Below are 15,035 nucleotides of genomic sequence, written 5' to 3'. Positions count from 1 at the left end.
TGTATGTTTTCATAAATTTGAATTATGAAAATATTTTCTTTTGTCTTTTTCTGCCTGATCTCTCAGCTCGTTTTCTCACAACCACCGCAGGCGGCAAAGGGTCATTTTATACGGTTTTATAAGGCAGACAACCAGGTGAAGGTATACTTAAATGACTCCCTACTATTCACCAGCAAAGTGTTTGACGGCAACCCAGACCTTAGCCTTGACGTGGATTTGGCGCCGCACCTGGCCAAAGGCCGGAACACTATAAAAGTTGAGCTTTATAATGGGTACGAAAACAACGATTATAAAGAAGACAGATTCTGGGAGATTCGGTATGAAATGTTTAACAACAACGAAAGCATCGACTACATGCACCAGTTTTCCAGCAATGGGGCGGCGGGCCTCGCCTTCGAATACAAACATGAAATTTATAAAAAGTAAGAGTAAATACTTTTTGCTAACTTTGAGCCTGCACCCTTAAATGAACATTCTTCTGATTATAAATGCAGTTTATTCTCGTTCTCCCAACACCCTTTGATTGGAAGATGTAGGTTAATTGTGTTACTTCACAGGCCCAGCCGTGACAATGTTTGTTGTAGACTATGAATGACAAATTGAGAAAACGTACGAGTACTTACCAGGAGCCTCAAAAGGTAAAAAGACTTGGTCAGTATCCTTTTTTCCGCCCTATTGAGTCAGAGCAGGGCACAGAAGTAACCATCGACGGTCATCAGGTGCTTATGTTCGGATCGAACAGCTACCTGGGCCTGACTAACCACCCCAAAGTCATGGAAGCCTCGGCGGCGGCCATAAAAAAGTATGGTACCGGCTGTGCGGGTTCAAGGTTTTTGAACGGCACACTCGATCTCCATGTGGAGCTTGAGAACAGGCTGGCGAAGTTCCTGAATAAAGAAGCGGTATTGGTTTACACCACGGGCTTTCAGGTAAATCTGGGGGTTATCCCCTGCCTCACCACCAAAGAAGACACCATCATTCTCGATGAGTTTGACCATGCCTCCATCATAGAGGGCAGCAGATTATCGTTTGCCAGAAAACTGAAATTCAGGCACAACGACATGGACGCACTGGAGAAAAAACTCCAGATGTGCGATGATTCGCAACTGAAACTCATCGTCGTCGACGGTGTGTTCAGCATGGAAGGTGACATTGCCAACCTGCCTGAAATTGTGCGGCTGGCCAACAAATACGGAGCCACCATCATGACCGATTGCGCCCACGCCATTGGTGTGCTGGGGAAAAACGGTGCCGGCACCTCCAGCCATTTCGGTCTCGACAACGAAGTCGATCTGATTGGCGGTACTTTCAGCAAGTCGCTGGCATCTATTGGCGGTTTTGTGGCCTCAGACGCCGACACCATCAACTACCTGAAGCACCACTCCAGGGCCCTCATCTTCAGTGCGAGTATGCCAGCTTCTACAGTGGCATCGGTGCTTGCCGTGCTGGACTTGCTCGAAAGCGACGATTCCCTGATAGCCAAGCTGTGGGAAAACACACACCATGCTCACAGACTTTTCAGAGATTACGGTATCGATATTGGCAAGACAGAAACGCCCATCATACCTATCTACGTCCGAAATTTCATGAAGACGTTTGAGCTCACCACCGAACTCTTCAAAGCCGGGCTTTTCGTCAATCCTGTTATTCCACCAGCTGTAGGCCCCGAAGACACCATGATACGCTTTAGCCTGATGGCGTCTCACTCCAAAGAACAAATTGATATTGCAGTCGAAAAAATCTACAACACCATGAAAAAGCTTGGCATCGAAACGTTGCAGGACAAGAACATGGCTGCCCATTGAAAGTCCTCGTCATAGGAGCCAGTGGCTTCATCGGAACCCATATCGTCAAATATGCTGTTAGTCAAAAGCATCAGGTAGTGGCTGGCGTGCGGAAGTCGTCGGACACCAGCCAGCTGCAAAATCTGCAGGTTCCTTCTACCGTTTTCAGCTACCACTCCGGAGAGTTGCTGCAAAAAGAAATGGAGGAGTTGAAACAACTCTATGGCACTTTCGACCTCATCATCCATAACGCAGGGCTCACAAAGGCCTTCGATCCTAAAAAGCTCTTCGAAACGAATCAGGTGCTTACTGTAAAGTTTGCAAAGCTGATTGAAAAGCAAGGGCTGCTCTCAGCAAAAGGCAAGTTTGTCTATGTATCCTCCCTGGCCGCCAGAGGCCCCTCCGGTGTGTTAAAGCCTGTAACAAACTATGGTCGAAGCAAGCTATTGGCTGAAGAGCAACTTTTGGAAATGTCGCTCCCATTGGTGATTGTCAGGCCGACTGCCGTATTCGGACCTGGGGATGCTGCCTTCCTCAAGTTGTTCAAGGCCATCAAAATGAACATTGCTCCCCTGCTTGCCAAGCCAACGCAGCAACTAACGTTTATTTTTGCCAGAGACCTGGCGAGGCTGCTGGTGGACTACGCCCCTACCCAGCCGGACAACACCATTATTGCAGCTACAGATGGGAAAAACTACGCTCCCGGCGAGTTGTACAGCAGCATTGGGAATAGCATTGGGAAAAATCCGGTTACTATCCGCATCCCCTCTTTTATCATGATGCCTTACGCCCATGCCAATGAGTTTTTTGCCAGGATTTTTAAGGGGCAGCCAGTGCTTACGCCCGAAAAGATGAATGAGCTTACTGCCGACTGGGCAATTACAGAAGAAGATGTCACGCCAAAAAATTTTATTTTCACATCTTTGGGTGATGCGTTGAAAGAATCTGCCGAGCATTACAGACAAAACGGCCTTCTGTAAATTATGTCGATTGAAATTAGGGAAGTAAAAACCTCCAAAGATTTAAAAGCGTTCATAAAGTTCCCCTTCAGGCTTTATAAAAACCATCCTTATTGGGTACCACCGCTCGTTCAGTTTGAAGAAAGCACACTCAGTAAAGACAAAAACCCTGCATTTGAGTACTGCTCCGCTGCCTATTTTCTGGCTTACAAAGGAGACGAGATTGTCGGACGGATTGCGGGCATTCTCCACGGCACAGAGCTGCAGGATAAGGCCCTGGTGAGATTTGGCTGGGTAGACTTTATTGACGACAGGGAAGTATCAAAAAAGCTCATCGAAGCTGTTGAGGATTGGGCCAAATCAAAAAATGTGAAGGCCATTCACGGACCAATGGGCTTTACCGATCTTGACTTTGAGGGCACCCTCATTGATGGATTTGAAGAAATAGCTACACAGGCCACCATCTATAATTACCCTTATTACAAAGAGCATTTTGAAGCCCTGGGGTTTGAAAAGGCATGTGATTGGGTGGAAGCCAGGGGCGCTGTGCCCAGAGAAATCCCAAGAAGATTAAAAAGAACTGCCGAAATTGTTGAAGGCCGCTTCAAATTCAAGGTAAAGGAGTTCAAGACCAATAAGGAAATGTTGGTTTACGCTAATAGCATCTTCGAAATTTTGAATGAATCGTATGCCGACCTGTACGGCTACTACCCACTTACTCAAGCCCAGATTGACTACTACGTTAAGCTGTATTTTGACCTCGTGAGAAAAGAGTATGTGAGCGTGGTTGTGAATGACAAAGACGAGGCGATTGGTTTTGCCATTTGCTTTCCTTCCTTTTCGAAGGCTTTTCAAAAAGCAAAAGGTTCACTGTTTCCATTTGGCTTTTATCACGTGCTGAAAGATTTTTATTTTAACAAAACCCTCGACATGTTTCTCATTGGGGTGAAGCCCGAATACCAAAAGCTTGGGGCAAATGTTCTTATCTTTAGAAGCATGTTAGATAATTTCATTAAAACAGGCGCCACCGACGTAATGACGGGCCCCATGCTCGAAGAAAATTTCAATGTGCTTAATCTGTGGAACGACTACACCGGAGAGGGTAACCGGCTTGCCATCCGCAGAAGGTGTTTCATTAAACCGATACAGCCATGAGCAAATGGGCATTGATCTTGGGAGGTTCCTCAGGGATAGGCCTGGCTACTGCCCGGAAGTTGGGCAAAAGTGGGTGGAACCTGCTTGTGGTCCACAGAGATCGCCGCTCGGTGCTGGGCGATATCGAGGCTGCATTTAATGACATCCGGGAATCAGGCGCCCAGCTAATCTCTTTCAACTTTGACGCCACAAGCCAGGAGAAAATCAACGAACACCTGCCACAGTTCAGAAAGGCCCTGGGTGATGCCGATATCGGCCTGATGCTTCACTCTGTTTCCCGGGGCAATCTGAAGCCTTTTGTTTCAAACGATGGCCCCGAGCTCAACCTCCAGGACTTGCAGCTGACAATTGACGCCATGGCCCTCAATGTGTTTACCTGGGCCCGCACTCTTTTGAAAAACGACTTCTTTGCCAAACCTGCCCGAATTATCACACTTACTTCCATGGGGAACGACCGGGTATGGGAAGGCTACGGCGCCATTGCGCTGGCAAAATCAACACTCGAAACTTTGAGCAGGTACCTGGCTGTAGAACTGGCCCCGCACAGCATCAGGGTAAATACCATACAGGCAGGCGTGACACTCACACCCTCTTTGAAAATGATCCCCTCCTACGAAAAGATGATCGAGTTGGTCACCAAAAACAACCCGATGGGCAGAATGACGACGCCTGAAGATGTGGCAAATGCCATTTACCTCCTATCTTTGGATGAAGCTAACTGGATCAACGGAAGCACCATTCATGTGGATGGGGGCGAGCACCTACTATGAGCGAACTCTTTGCAGCCATTATTCAAAAACTACCCTACAGCCCACCGTTTTTGTTTGTGGATGAAATACTCAGTGCCGACGAAAACTCCATTAAAGGAACCTATAAGCTAAAAAAGGATGAATTTTTCTACCGGGGTCATTTTCCCGGCAACCCTGTCACTCCCGGAGTCATCATCACCGAAGTGATGGCACAAATTGGCCTGGTTTGTTTTGGCATGTACTTAAACCACACCAGCAGCCCTGATGAGATGGATGGAAAGGTGCCTGTTTTCACCTCCTCCTGCGTCGATTTCTATTCGCCAGCCTACCCTGAGCAAACACTTGAGGTGACTTCCTCCAAAATTTATTATAGATTCGGTAAGTTGAAGTGCCGTATCGAATGCCACAACAGAGACACTAAGCAGCTGGTTTGCAAGGGCGATCTCTCTGGCTTACTAGTGAATAAAAATGAGCTTAAATAGAAGAGTAGTTATCACAGGACTTGGCGTTGTGGCACCAAATGCCACAGGGAAAGAAGCTTTTGAGCAAGCCTTGCGAGGCATGAAGTCCGGCATTGCCAGAATACCTACTTTGGCCGAGCACAACCTGGGTTGTCAAATCGCTGGTGAACCCGAAGTGTCAGAGGAGTACAAGCTCAGTCTTCTCCCTCAGCTCCTCAACAAAATGCTCGACAACCATGGCGTGATCTACGGCTGCCTGTCGGGCCTGGAAGCCTGGAAAGATGCAGGCCTTACTATTGATTATGAAAAATTTGATCCTGAACTAGGCATCGTGTACGGAGGCGGTGCACTGAGTATGGACGAAAGCATAGGGCCCCGCTTCGACCTGGTGAATGCCGGACAAGTGAGAAAGCTGGGCACCAAAACCATCACTCAGTCAATGAACAGCGGCGTGAGCGCCTACCTCAACGGCATGCTGGGGGCAGGCAACCGGGTCATGTCCAACTCTTCTGCCTGCAGCACCGGCACCGAAGCCGCCATCATGGGTTATGAGCTTATTAAAAGTGGCAAAGCGAAGCGGATGCTGTGTGGCAGCTCGGAAGGCAAAGGAAAGTATATCTGGGGAGCCTTCGATTCCATGCGTGTGCTTTGCAGAGACTCCAACGACAATCCGACATTTGGCTCAAGGCCCATGAGCAGCACGTCGTCGGGGTTTGTGCCCGGCGCAGGAGGCGGGGCGCTGGTGCTTGAAGAACTCGACACAGCCCTTGCCAGAGGCGCCCGGATTTATGCGGAGATTCTCGGCGGCGACGTCAACTCAGGCGGACAAAGAATGGGCGGATCCATGACAGCCCCTAACTCCGCCGCCGTGCAGGCTTGCATCAAAAATGCCATCAAAGAAGCTGGAATTACACCTGAGTCTATCGGCCTCATTTCTGGTCACCTCACTTCCACTATGGCCGACCCAATTGAGCTCAACAACTGGGTGGAAGCGCTCAATGTTCCGGCCGCCGATTTCCCTTTGGTAAATGCCACCAAATCAATGATTGGACACTGCATTGCAGGCGCAGGCTCAATCGAGCTGGTGGGGTGTGCCCTTCAAATGCACGGCAACTTTGTGCATGGGAACCTCAATATTGAGGAGCTTCACCCGGAGATTTTGAAGATCATTCCGGCCGAGAAAATCCCGTCCGTTACTGTGGAATCCAACCTCAACATTGTGGCTAAAGCCAACTTTGGCTTTGGGGACGTGAATAGTTGTATTATTTTGCGGAAGTTTTCCTCGTAAAAACCTTACCAACCACCCGTATGACCAAAGATGAGATCAAAGCAGAAATCAAAGGTGTTATTGAACCCTACGTGATGCAAAAAGAGTTACTGGACAACCTCTCCGACGAAATACAACTCATTGGTGATCTTAAAATTAACTCTGCCCACGTGGTGGATATCGTGCTTGATATTGAGGAGAAGTACGATATCACTATCGACGATGAGTCTATCAACAAGATGAATACGATTGGCGAAGCCATTGAAGTGATCCTGGAAAAAATGAAAAAGGATTGATTGGAGTTGACATTGTTGACCTGACAGACCAACTTCTCAAACCCCGTTCCGTAAGAGAGATAGGGTTTATTTCACATCCCTACGACCATTGCCCCAAAGGCACCGACGAAGAAACACACTACTGGCTGCTCTGGGCTGCCAAAGAAGCAATATTTAAGGCCGAAAGATCAGACCAGTCGTTTTCGCCCAGAGAAATTGAAGTGGTTTATTCTGAAACAGAGAGCGAAAGGCTGCACTACCGTGGGAAATGGCTGAATGAAATCAACGGCTATTCTATCCTGAAAAAAGGCCACATCATCTCTGTGGCAGCGACTGCAAATATAGAAGCTGTCAAATGGAAGACCTTCAAGCTGAACACGCCAAATCAACCTCAGGAACTTCGTGATTGCTTTCAAAGAAAAATGGGGCCAGGTTATCAAGTGTTATCGGATGCGGCAGGTTTGCCGACGATAAAGCATGATGGTATCACATGGCCAGCCAGTGTCAGCCACCACCACCATTTGGGCATAGTAGCCTGGATAGAAAGCTAGAAGACAAATTACGGATCAAGTGTAAAATACGGGGGCTGAACCCTTAACCGCAATACCCCGACTGGTGATAAAAAAGCAAAAGGTCCAAGCCTAACCCGGCCGGGCGAGACGCATTGAACCAGTTTTGCTTTTTTATTTGACCACACACCAAACATTCAACCCCCAAGAATGCAGATTGGTCTCAAACTACCCCTCCGCCTTACTCAATAATGACCTTGTGAATTTCCGAAGCGCTGCCGGAATTGATGCGCAGCAGGTAAAACCCAGGTTTCAAACCTGCAACATCAAGGTCGAGGGTTTGCCCGGCCCATGCAGCCGAAAGCTCGCTGGCAGCGACCGAGGCCCCTTCCATGGTAATAAGCTCAGCCCGAGCCTGCGACATACGATTGTTAAATGACAGCGTCAGGGCGTTTCCCCGCTGCACAGGGTTCGGGTACACCGTCACCTGACTTTTCACCAGCTGGCGCTCCTTCATGCCAGTAGTGACACCGTCAAAAAACCTGTTGGCAAAGTTAAAAGCATCAATTCCTATTTCATGCCCCATCATTCGCCCACGAATATCATCCATAGGCGGGTGAATGCCTCCCCAAATCCTAGACAGGCTGCATTGGTCGGAAGCATCCTGGTACCTGGCCCACTGCAGCACTACATCGGCGCTTGGACCTTCTTCAAACACCAGAAACTCATTTTTCTCGGCATCAAATTCACCCATGCCACCTGGAAAGTATTCACTGCCCGTTAGCAGAGACAGTACTTCAGCTGCGGCCCTTGAATAGGTGCTATGCCCTGAAACATAGCCTGCAAAGGGCGGCGTAACGAACGACGGTCGCTGATAAGGCCACCAGTAGTCCGCCAGGATCCAGTCAACACCTGCGTCGGTCGTGGCCGGATCGAATACATACTGGGGCCCCTTCCACGCCTTCAATTTTATTTTGCCAACATTTTCTCTGTTCGGGCCGGCCAAAGGGTCACCAGCTTTGACTGACTCTATAAGTCCGTCATACAACTTAAACCCACCGGGATCATACCTCGGCAGCTTGGGATCGGAGGACTGGCCAACGCCGGACAACCAGCGAATAGCAGACACAGGCCTGATATAGTCGTAGTATCCTTTTACACTCCAGGCGGCAATGGCTACATCGTGCATGGTGCCCCCAAGGATAAAATAGGCTTTGATATCCCATTCGAGGTCGTCCAAAACCTCCCCCTGACCCATGAACTTCTTCACCAGTTGCGGATGATCGTTTATATAGTTGAGAATCACAAACCAATGCCCCGGTGGTGTTTCAGAGCTGGGGCCATCGGCCCAGAACTCCGCCAATACCCTCGTATAATCTCCCCTGGCCACCATTTGAGGCTGGTAAGGCTGCCCTGTTACTGGGTTCACATCATAGCCCTTGCTAATATCTCCCCCGTGGGAAAGATCATAGAAGGCCGGATAGTCTTCGATCTTTTTAGGAAGCTCGGCGTAATCTATGTTGCCAAGGGAGGCGGGAGAAATGTCCCACATAACGCCATCCGATGGATCGAGGTGAGACGACCAGGCAGCCACCAAACTAAATGTCCAGACATAGGCAGCCATGGCCTCCTTATCATCCTCGTCATAATAAACGGGTGGCCCTGGGTCGTGATACACCAAATACTCATGACCATCTCTCTTATGTGGTGTATAATGAAGCGCATTCATCGAAAAAGGAGTGACGTCACCCCACTCAGGGCTCAAAAACGGGATGGTGGTGCCGGGAATAGGGTTACCGCCCTGATCGATAAATGCACCAAGCTCCAGCGACTGCCAGCGATTGGGGTCTTTCAAATTAGGATTTCCCGGCATCAATGGATTCAATGCCTTATCGTTAAGGGGGGTATAATACTGATTGGCATACAAATTCGCTTCGTTGGAGCCATCCTGCAAACCAAACTGAATCACTTTTTCGGCTATATAATTACCAAGCGCCGCCGGAGAGCCGGTTGAGTAGTCGGTGGATGTAAACGAAAGCGAATAACCACTTTCCTGCATCTGCTGATAAGCGATCAGGAAAATATTCTGGGCACCGGGAGAAACGGCGAAACGATGACTAATAAGCCTGTAGGCTGCGTAGCTAATAGCCTCCTCCTGAGCAGCCCTTCGGTCTTCAGGCACCTGGATACCATCATAGGGAAAATAAAAGTCTCCGTGATACCTCCCCAGAAAGTAGAGCTCTGCCTTCTCATCATAGGCCGCCCAGGCATCGTACATGGCGGCGGAGATGTGAAAAAGATTGCGGGCATGAACAGTAGGCCGGGCAAAGTCATTCCTCACCGCCTCAAGCAGCACTTCATTCCACTTCCGGGCAATAGAGTGGTCATTTTGTCTGGCGAATGTGCTGGCCCCTGTCATCCAAATAGCCAGTAAAAAAATAATGTGTTTCATCTTATGCAACGACACTTTTGTGCCAAAATAGGTTGCCTGATTAATAGAAAATTACCTCAGTAAATTACCTTATCAACAAGTCAAATGATATTAATACTTACTCACTGCGTCAATCAGCGTATTGCCGTTGTTATTGTACACGGCAAAGTTGAAGCCTTTATGTATCGCATAGGAACCATAATTACCATACTTATCCAGCGCCAGAAAGCCCACCTGCAGGTCGGCGACTGAAGGATGCTTGGCGGCGATGCGCTCTACAATGGCTTTGCAAGCATCACCAGGACTCATCCCATTGCGCATCAGCTCCACTACCATGGCGCTACCAGCCACTCTGATCACCGCTTCTCCAAGTCCGGTAGCACAAGCGCCACCCACTTCCCCATCCAGAAAGAGACCAGCACCGATGATAGGCGAGTCGCCAATACGTCCGTGCATTTTCCAGGCTGCCCCGCTGGTGGTGCAAGCGCCTGCTAGTCGGCCCTGGCTATCCAGCGCCAGCATGCTGATGGTATCGTGGTTTTCTATATTAATGACTGGCTTGTATTCTGCCGTTTCCAGCCATTTCTCGTAAGCCTCCTTCGACTTTTCCGTTAGAAGGTTTTTCCTTTCGAAGCCCTGCTCCACTGCAAATCGCTGAGCACCCTCTCCTACCAGCATGATATGGGGGGTCTCCTCCATCACCTTGCGGGCGACGGAAATAGGGTTTTCAATTTCTTCCAAAAATGCCACCGAGCCACAACGGCTGTCGTAGTCCATGATGCAGGCATCGAGCGACACCACCCCATCTCTGTCGGGGAAGCCGCCCAGGCCAACTGTTTGCACCTCCGGATCCGACTCTACGACCCTTACCCCTGCCTCTACCGCATCAAGGCTGCTTTTGCCCTGGCTCAGCAGCTCCCAGGCCTTTTCATTGGCGGGCATGCCATGCGCCCAGGTAGCGATCACGATGGGCTTTGTGCCTGTGGTGGACGGGTCTGACCCGGCACCCTGCTTCTGTTCACCTTCACTGGCACATGCCGCTAGTGACGAAACGCCTAATACACCTGCACCAATGGCAGACTTGCGGATAAAATCTCTTCTGTTGGTAGACATACACTTCGGATTTGCGTTGAAGTGCTGAAACTAGTAAAAATTTGGGATTGCAGAGGATGGATTGTGGATTGACGGCGTCATGAGCTGACACGTTACTGCTAACCCCAATCCCGCAAGGGTCTCCCTTGTGGGTTTCTTATATCGGCGTCCCGCCGCTACCCCCTCATCCCGCAAGGGTCTCCCTTGTGGGTTTCTTATATCGGCGTCCCGCCGCTACAATTAATCGCCAATAGAACCCATCAGATAACTCAAGCTCCCTAATCGACCTAGTTTCTCCCAATCTCTCTTGTTTGTAACGACGTGGCATGAAATAGAAGCTTGTGGCGCATCTCCGCTGAGCTCAGGGTTTAGCAGAAACGCCGTTTTGGGCCACTGCCATCATCCGGCAGATTCCCACGGTCGTAGTGGAATCAGTGTTGCGAATTCAATGATTTACTCCCTCGGAATGACGGCTGTTATGGGAATTTCACTGGTTCAGCCCCTTTCCCTGCCATTCTAAATCCCCACATACCAGGCCCACCCCGTGTCGCCCGGATCGACAAACTCTTCAGTTACCACAATACGCTGAAGGTACTTCATGCTTTTGTAGCCGATCTGCTTTTCCACTCTGAGGCGAACCGGGGCTCCGTGAGGAATTGAAAGGGCTTTTCCATTCATGCCATAAGCCAAAATCGTCTGCGGATGGAAAGCATCCAGCATATCGATGCTGTCCTCCCATCCGTCATAAGAATAGAAGTTAATGAAGCGGGCTCCTGGCAATATCCCTGCATGTTCGAGCACGCTGCTTAACGGTACGCCAGTCCATTCACCAATAGCCGTCCACCCTTCTTCGCACGTGTGTCGGGTGATCTGCGTGCGGGAAGCAAACCGCTGAAGATCTTGCAACGAGTACTGCCCAGCATTTGTCACACTTCCCTCCACCGACAATCGCCAGTTGGCAAATAGCCCGCTCTTGAGGCGTTCATACTCTTCGCTGTAGTATTCTTTTGAGCTATCAGCCGGATTGATAGTGCCCGTAGCTGGAAACGATGAGATTTCGCCAAAGCTGTACTCTTTCGCCAGAGATTGTCCCGGTAACAGGGTTCGCTGGGCATTGTAGGTCAACGCATCTCCCATACGCAGCAGACTGCCATAAGTAGGTGGCGACGTTTTGGAACATCCAGGCAACAAAAGAGCCCCCAGAGCGGAGGCGCTTACTGCAAGGGCTTTTCTTCTGGTAATGATGTCTTTCCTTTTCATATTACTCATATCACTTTCCCAGGGTCATGTAACGTATTTGCTGTGTAAACCCAGTTTTGATAATCATGGCCAAATGCATGAACAGAAACAACTCAAGGGTTAGCGAAGTAAAAAAGTGAATAGTACGGGCCGACTGATAGCCGCCAAACACCTTTAGCAGGAAAGGATAAGCCGCAGTGATGGCTGGCGACATGGTAAGGCCCGTGACCACTGCCAGGGGCAAGGCAACAAAAATAACCATCATGTAAGCGAGCTTCTGCAGCAGCCCATAATGAGGCCCACCAGTAGCCGGAGCAATCTGCATGCGCAGGTGATCCTTCACATCCCTCCAAACCGATGCAGGCGTCAGCTCTTTTCTTTTTGGCCAGATATGGTTGCGGAAATGGCCACTAAAAACCCCGATCAGCAGGTAAATGACTCCCGGAACGATCAACAACCAGGCAGCCAGGAAATGAAGGCTCCGCCCCCATCCATTTTGGTTGAACATTAATTCATCCGACGTACGTGCGGCACTGACCGGCGACTCATCCGTGTCAAAGAATGCCTTGCTTTCCTCCCAGGTATCCCGTTGATGGTTCCGGCTAATGGGTAGCTCCAACAAGGCCGGTGTCAATTCGTTGCCAACTTCTCCCCAATAAAGTCTTGGGTGCACCATGAGTATCTCGAAGCCGGAAAAAGCCAGCAGCAGAAAGCTAACTGTTACTATCCAATGCGAGACTTTTACCCATCTTCGGTGTGACACTGCCTCGGAAGTTGACTCAGTAATAGAACTCATTGTTGATGGTCGTAAAGGTACTCGCCAACCAAGTTACGATTTTGTGGGAAATGTTTGTAGGGGCAGCGTTACAGTGGCTCAGGGGGGATGGCTCCTGTGCTGGCGTATTAGAGTAGGGTGACTGCCGCCTTACACACACGGCTTCGTACGTTCCGACTGAAGCGAAATGTAGGTAGAAGAATTCATTCAGTAGCACATCCTCCCTCACCACATCAACGTCATGCTTGTCCACCAAAACAAAGTGTAGGTGTGGTCGATGGCGAGGAACGAGGGAGATATCCCCCTGATGATGGCAGCTGTTTCCTGGCTTTTTCAATTGTTAGATAATATGGAAGAATGGTACTGATAATAGAGAATATTGGTCGGTATTCTTTTGTTGTGAGGTACCTTACCCCATTCAACATTTCTATTTGGCAGCAATTGGAAAAGTGTATCCAAGTGAATACATTTACGTATGTATTCTGTGGAAAAGACCAACGAATTCGACAAGTGGTTAAAGAAGCGAAAAGATAAATCGAGCAAAACCCGGCAATTATGGGAAGAGTACAAAAAGTCATTTTAGGAATATGAACAAAATGAAGACAACAAAATTCGATATCGCCGAATATTTAGATGACGACGATATGATCGCAGAATATCTAAACAACGTACTAGAGGAAGGCGAAACATCGGATATAATTGCCGCCCTTGGACATGTAGCAAAAGCTCAGGGAATGTCAAAAATTGCTGCGGAAACAGGCTTGAGTCGCCCTAGTTTGTACAAGGCACTCTCACATGGATCAAAACCTCAATTTGAAACGATACTAAAAGTTCTTAGGGCTGTGGGCGGACATCTGAATGTGAAAACTATTCAGCCGCAGTGAAAGCATCTCAACAGCTAAGTATTAGTATAAACGGAGCGGCATAAAACTCCCACACCCCTATCAGGCGCTTTCTCAAAAACCAGGCAAACATGAATCTGAAATCTGACACCCATTTACTCACCTCAATAGCATTACTGACAGTTTTATCAAGCTTCGCTTCAGGCAAATGGTTTCTTTTTGAAGACAAAGAATTTGGATTCAAAATTGAGTTCCCGGAGGAACCAACAGCAACGCCACAAATGATAGATTCAGAGATAGGCCAATTGAAAATGAATATCGTCATGTACGATGCTTCTGAAAAAGGAAATGACGACAATCTGCTTTATATGACGAATGTTACAGAATACCCTGACTCCCTGATAAATTCAGATAGAACGGATATTTTAGATAAGTTCTTCAGAGGCGCCATTGACGGAGCTGTAAATAATGTGAAAGGAAAGTTGCTAACGGAAGAAGTCAAAAACCTGGCTGATTATCCTGGCAGAGAAATTACAGTAGACTATGGCCAAGGAATGGCAATCATCAGAATGAGGCTTTTTCTGATAAACAACAGGGCATACATGTTGCAAACCATTACAGAAACAGGCAAAAGCAACAATGAATCTATACATCGCTTTATGGACTCTTTTGAGCTTTTAAAATAAAGGTTCTAAGCGACAGCCACGTACATTTATACTTTCTACTCTTGAGTCCAGTGCCAGACCAGGGGGATTTCTCTCCGCCGGTTAGCGGATCGAAATGACGTCGTTGTGGATGCTTTTGTGGTGCAGCGGCCACATCCTCCCTCACCACATCAACGTCATGCTTGTCCACCGAAACAAAGTGTAGGTGTGGTCGATGGCGAGGAACGAGCGAGCCGACGTGGAACGGCATCCCCCTGCGAATGGCACTGAGCTGGATAAACACACTGCCAGGTCACTTGGATTTCGTTCCTGCGTCGGCTCCGTTTCACTGCTAGTGACAAGCACTATTGTACCTTGGTTATCCATCAGCTTTTCCAAACACCCCAATTGGCCCGGTTTTAGCAGGCAATTACAAGTAAAGAGGGCCGCATTCCCTTTCCGGCGTCTGACGGCTCCTCCCCAGTAGGCTAAGCTCGCCGTACCGACGCCTGCCCACCATCCACTACCTTTGCTGCCCAGCACTCACTATCCATGCTGCCTACCACTGACCAGGTGTGGTGCGCACCATAGCCTCCTGATAAGCCCTTTACTCACCTACGATAAGGCGTTGTCCCACTTCTTTTAACGCCTTTACTACACCTCTCATAAGCGCTTATAAGGTAGGGAGACAAGCGCTTAACAGGTACCTGCACAAAGGCTTATGCCCGAGGGGTGGCAAAGGCCTGGCTTTTGCAGCAACGAACCCCTCCGGAACTGGCGGCACATCAGCTATTGGTTTTTTCTTTCTTTTGAAAATGTGGTAGCTTGGTTCCGGGGCAAACACATTTAAAAC

General features: G+C 48.8%; 15 protein-coding genes. 11 read left to right on the top strand and 4 right to left on the bottom strand.

All coding sequences use genetic code 11. From position 1 onward, the window contains the following. Positions 1-24 precede the first annotated feature (24 nt). The 9 genes from AAC052_RS07925 (at position 25) to AAC052_RS07885 (ending at position 7,201) form a co-directional block, all read left to right on the top strand. Complete coding sequence (locus AAC052_RS07925) at positions 25-426, top strand: hypothetical protein (RefSeq protein ID WP_339812340.1); 402 nt, start codon at positions 25-27, stop codon at positions 424-426. Positions 427-587: 161 nt separating this feature from the next. Next, entirely contained in the window at positions 588-1,805 is a 1,218-nt protein-coding gene (locus tag AAC052_RS07920; RefSeq protein WP_317491212.1) for a pyridoxal phosphate-dependent aminotransferase family protein, read from the top strand. After that, positions 1,802-2,764, top strand: coding sequence for an SDR family NAD(P)-dependent oxidoreductase (locus AAC052_RS07915; RefSeq protein ID WP_339812338.1), 963 nt, complete (start codon positions 1,802-1,804; stop codon positions 2,762-2,764). Before AAC052_RS07920 ends, AAC052_RS07915 begins: the two co-directional genes overlap by 4 nt. Before the next feature lie 3 nt (positions 2,765-2,767). Then, a complete protein-coding gene (locus AAC052_RS07910) occupies positions 2,768-3,898 on the top strand; it encodes a hypothetical protein (protein WP_339812336.1) in 1,131 nt (376 codons plus the stop codon). Continuing rightward, positions 3,895-4,668 carry an SDR family oxidoreductase gene (locus tag AAC052_RS07905; RefSeq protein WP_339812335.1) on the top strand — a complete coding sequence of 258 codons (774 nt, stop codon included), beginning with the start codon at positions 3,895-3,897 and terminating at the stop codon, positions 4,666-4,668. Before AAC052_RS07910 ends, AAC052_RS07905 begins: the two co-directional genes overlap by 4 nt. Then, positions 4,665-5,129 carry a hydroxymyristoyl-ACP dehydratase gene (locus tag AAC052_RS07900; RefSeq protein ID WP_339812333.1) on the top strand — a complete coding sequence of 155 codons (465 nt, stop codon included), beginning with the start codon at positions 4,665-4,667 and terminating at the stop codon, positions 5,127-5,129. The genes AAC052_RS07905 and AAC052_RS07900 overlap by 4 nt, the downstream gene beginning before the upstream one ends. Further along, positions 5,116-6,396, top strand: coding sequence for a beta-ketoacyl-[acyl-carrier-protein] synthase family protein (locus AAC052_RS07895; protein WP_339812331.1), 1,281 nt, complete (start codon positions 5,116-5,118; stop codon positions 6,394-6,396). Before AAC052_RS07900 ends, AAC052_RS07895 begins: the two co-directional genes overlap by 14 nt. Positions 6,397-6,416: 20 nt before the next feature. Beyond that, positions 6,417-6,671: a phosphopantetheine-binding protein gene (locus AAC052_RS07890; RefSeq protein WP_152000267.1), complete on the top strand. Its 255-nt coding sequence runs from the start codon at positions 6,417-6,419 to the stop codon at positions 6,669-6,671. Continuing rightward, the gene (locus AAC052_RS07885) at positions 6,668-7,201 is read left to right on the top strand and encodes a 4'-phosphopantetheinyl transferase superfamily protein (protein WP_339812328.1); all 534 of its coding nucleotides are present in this window, start codon (positions 6,668-6,670) and stop codon (positions 7,199-7,201) included. The genes AAC052_RS07890 and AAC052_RS07885 overlap by 4 nt, the downstream gene beginning before the upstream one ends. Before the next feature lie 199 nt (positions 7,202-7,400). Here AAC052_RS07885 and AAC052_RS07880 read toward each other — a convergent pair whose 3' ends face one another. From AAC052_RS07880 to AAC052_RS07865, 4 genes are all read right to left on the bottom strand, one after another. Then, the gene (locus tag AAC052_RS07880) at positions 7,401-9,611 is read right to left on the bottom strand and encodes a DUF6851 domain-containing protein (protein ID WP_339812327.1); all 2,211 of its coding nucleotides are present in this window, start codon (positions 9,609-9,611) and stop codon (positions 7,401-7,403) included. Positions 9,612-9,701: 90 nt separating this feature from the next. Next, the gene (locus tag AAC052_RS07875; protein ID WP_339812324.1) at positions 9,702-10,703 is read right to left on the bottom strand and encodes a N(4)-(beta-N-acetylglucosaminyl)-L-asparaginase; all 1,002 of its coding nucleotides are present in this window, start codon (positions 10,701-10,703) and stop codon (positions 9,702-9,704) included. Positions 10,704-11,198: 495 nt separating this feature from the next. Then, positions 11,199-11,942, bottom strand: a complete 744-nt coding sequence (locus tag AAC052_RS07870) for a molybdopterin-dependent oxidoreductase (protein ID WP_339812323.1) — start codon at positions 11,940-11,942, stop codon at positions 11,199-11,201. Positions 11,943-11,952: 10 nt separating this feature from the next. Continuing rightward, positions 11,953-12,717 (bottom strand): cytochrome b/b6 domain-containing protein, encoded by a 765-nt coding sequence (locus AAC052_RS07865; RefSeq protein ID WP_339812320.1) that lies wholly within the window; start codon positions 12,715-12,717, stop codon positions 11,953-11,955. A 566-nt stretch (positions 12,718-13,283) separates the two neighbouring features. Between AAC052_RS07865 and AAC052_RS07860 the strand changes: the two genes are divergently transcribed. Both AAC052_RS07860 and AAC052_RS07855 read left to right on the top strand, forming a co-directional pair. Then, on the top strand, positions 13,284-13,580 hold the full coding sequence (locus tag AAC052_RS07860; RefSeq protein WP_339812318.1) for an addiction module antidote protein: 297 nt from the start codon (positions 13,284-13,286) through the stop codon (positions 13,578-13,580). Between the two features lie 89 nt (positions 13,581-13,669). Beyond that, positions 13,670-14,224, top strand: coding sequence for a hypothetical protein (locus AAC052_RS07855; RefSeq protein WP_339812315.1), 555 nt, complete (start codon positions 13,670-13,672; stop codon positions 14,222-14,224). Positions 14,225-15,035: the final 811 nt, after the last annotated feature.

Source organism: uncultured Imperialibacter sp., from assembly GCF_963974565.1.
Classification (GTDB): Bacteria; Bacteroidota; Bacteroidia; order Cytophagales; family Cyclobacteriaceae; genus Imperialibacter; species Imperialibacter roseus.
Note: the sequence above shows the minus strand (reverse complement) of the source record. Positions and strands in the feature narration are given on the sequence as shown.

What these genes read in the sequence shown, in the direction of transcription:
- AAC052_RS07870 (WP_339812323.1), bottom strand. Translation starts at nt 11,942, where the DNA reads ATGAAAAGGAAAGACATCATTACCAGAAGAAAAGCCCTTGCAGTAAGC.
- AAC052_RS07910 (WP_339812336.1), top strand. Translation starts at nt 2,768, where the DNA reads ATGTCGATTGAAATTAGGGAAGTAAAAACCTCCAAAGATTTAAAAGCG.
- AAC052_RS07900 (WP_339812333.1), top strand. Translation starts at nt 4,665, where the DNA reads ATGAGCGAACTCTTTGCAGCCATTATTCAAAAACTACCCTACAGCCCA.
- AAC052_RS07860 (WP_339812318.1), top strand. Translation starts at nt 13,284, where the DNA reads ATGAACAAAATGAAGACAACAAAATTCGATATCGCCGAATATTTAGAT.
- AAC052_RS07925 (WP_339812340.1), top strand. Translation starts at nt 25, where the DNA reads ATGAAAATATTTTCTTTTGTCTTTTTCTGCCTGATCTCTCAGCTCGTT.
- AAC052_RS07865 (WP_339812320.1), bottom strand. Translation starts at nt 12,717, where the DNA reads ATGAGTTCTATTACTGAGTCAACTTCCGAGGCAGTGTCACACCGAAGA.
- AAC052_RS07875 (WP_339812324.1), bottom strand. Translation starts at nt 10,703, where the DNA reads ATGTCTACCAACAGAAGAGATTTTATCCGCAAGTCTGCCATTGGTGCA.
- AAC052_RS07920 (WP_317491212.1), top strand. Translation starts at nt 588, where the DNA reads ATGAATGACAAATTGAGAAAACGTACGAGTACTTACCAGGAGCCTCAA.
- AAC052_RS07890 (WP_152000267.1), top strand. Translation starts at nt 6,417, where the DNA reads ATGACCAAAGATGAGATCAAAGCAGAAATCAAAGGTGTTATTGAACCC.
- AAC052_RS07895 (WP_339812331.1), top strand. Translation starts at nt 5,116, where the DNA reads ATGAGCTTAAATAGAAGAGTAGTTATCACAGGACTTGGCGTTGTGGCA.
- AAC052_RS07855 (WP_339812315.1), top strand. Translation starts at nt 13,670, where the DNA reads ATGAATCTGAAATCTGACACCCATTTACTCACCTCAATAGCATTACTG.
- AAC052_RS07905 (WP_339812335.1), top strand. Translation starts at nt 3,895, where the DNA reads ATGAGCAAATGGGCATTGATCTTGGGAGGTTCCTCAGGGATAGGCCTG.
- AAC052_RS07880 (WP_339812327.1), bottom strand. Translation starts at nt 9,611, where the DNA reads ATGAAACACATTATTTTTTTACTGGCTATTTGGATGACAGGGGCCAGC.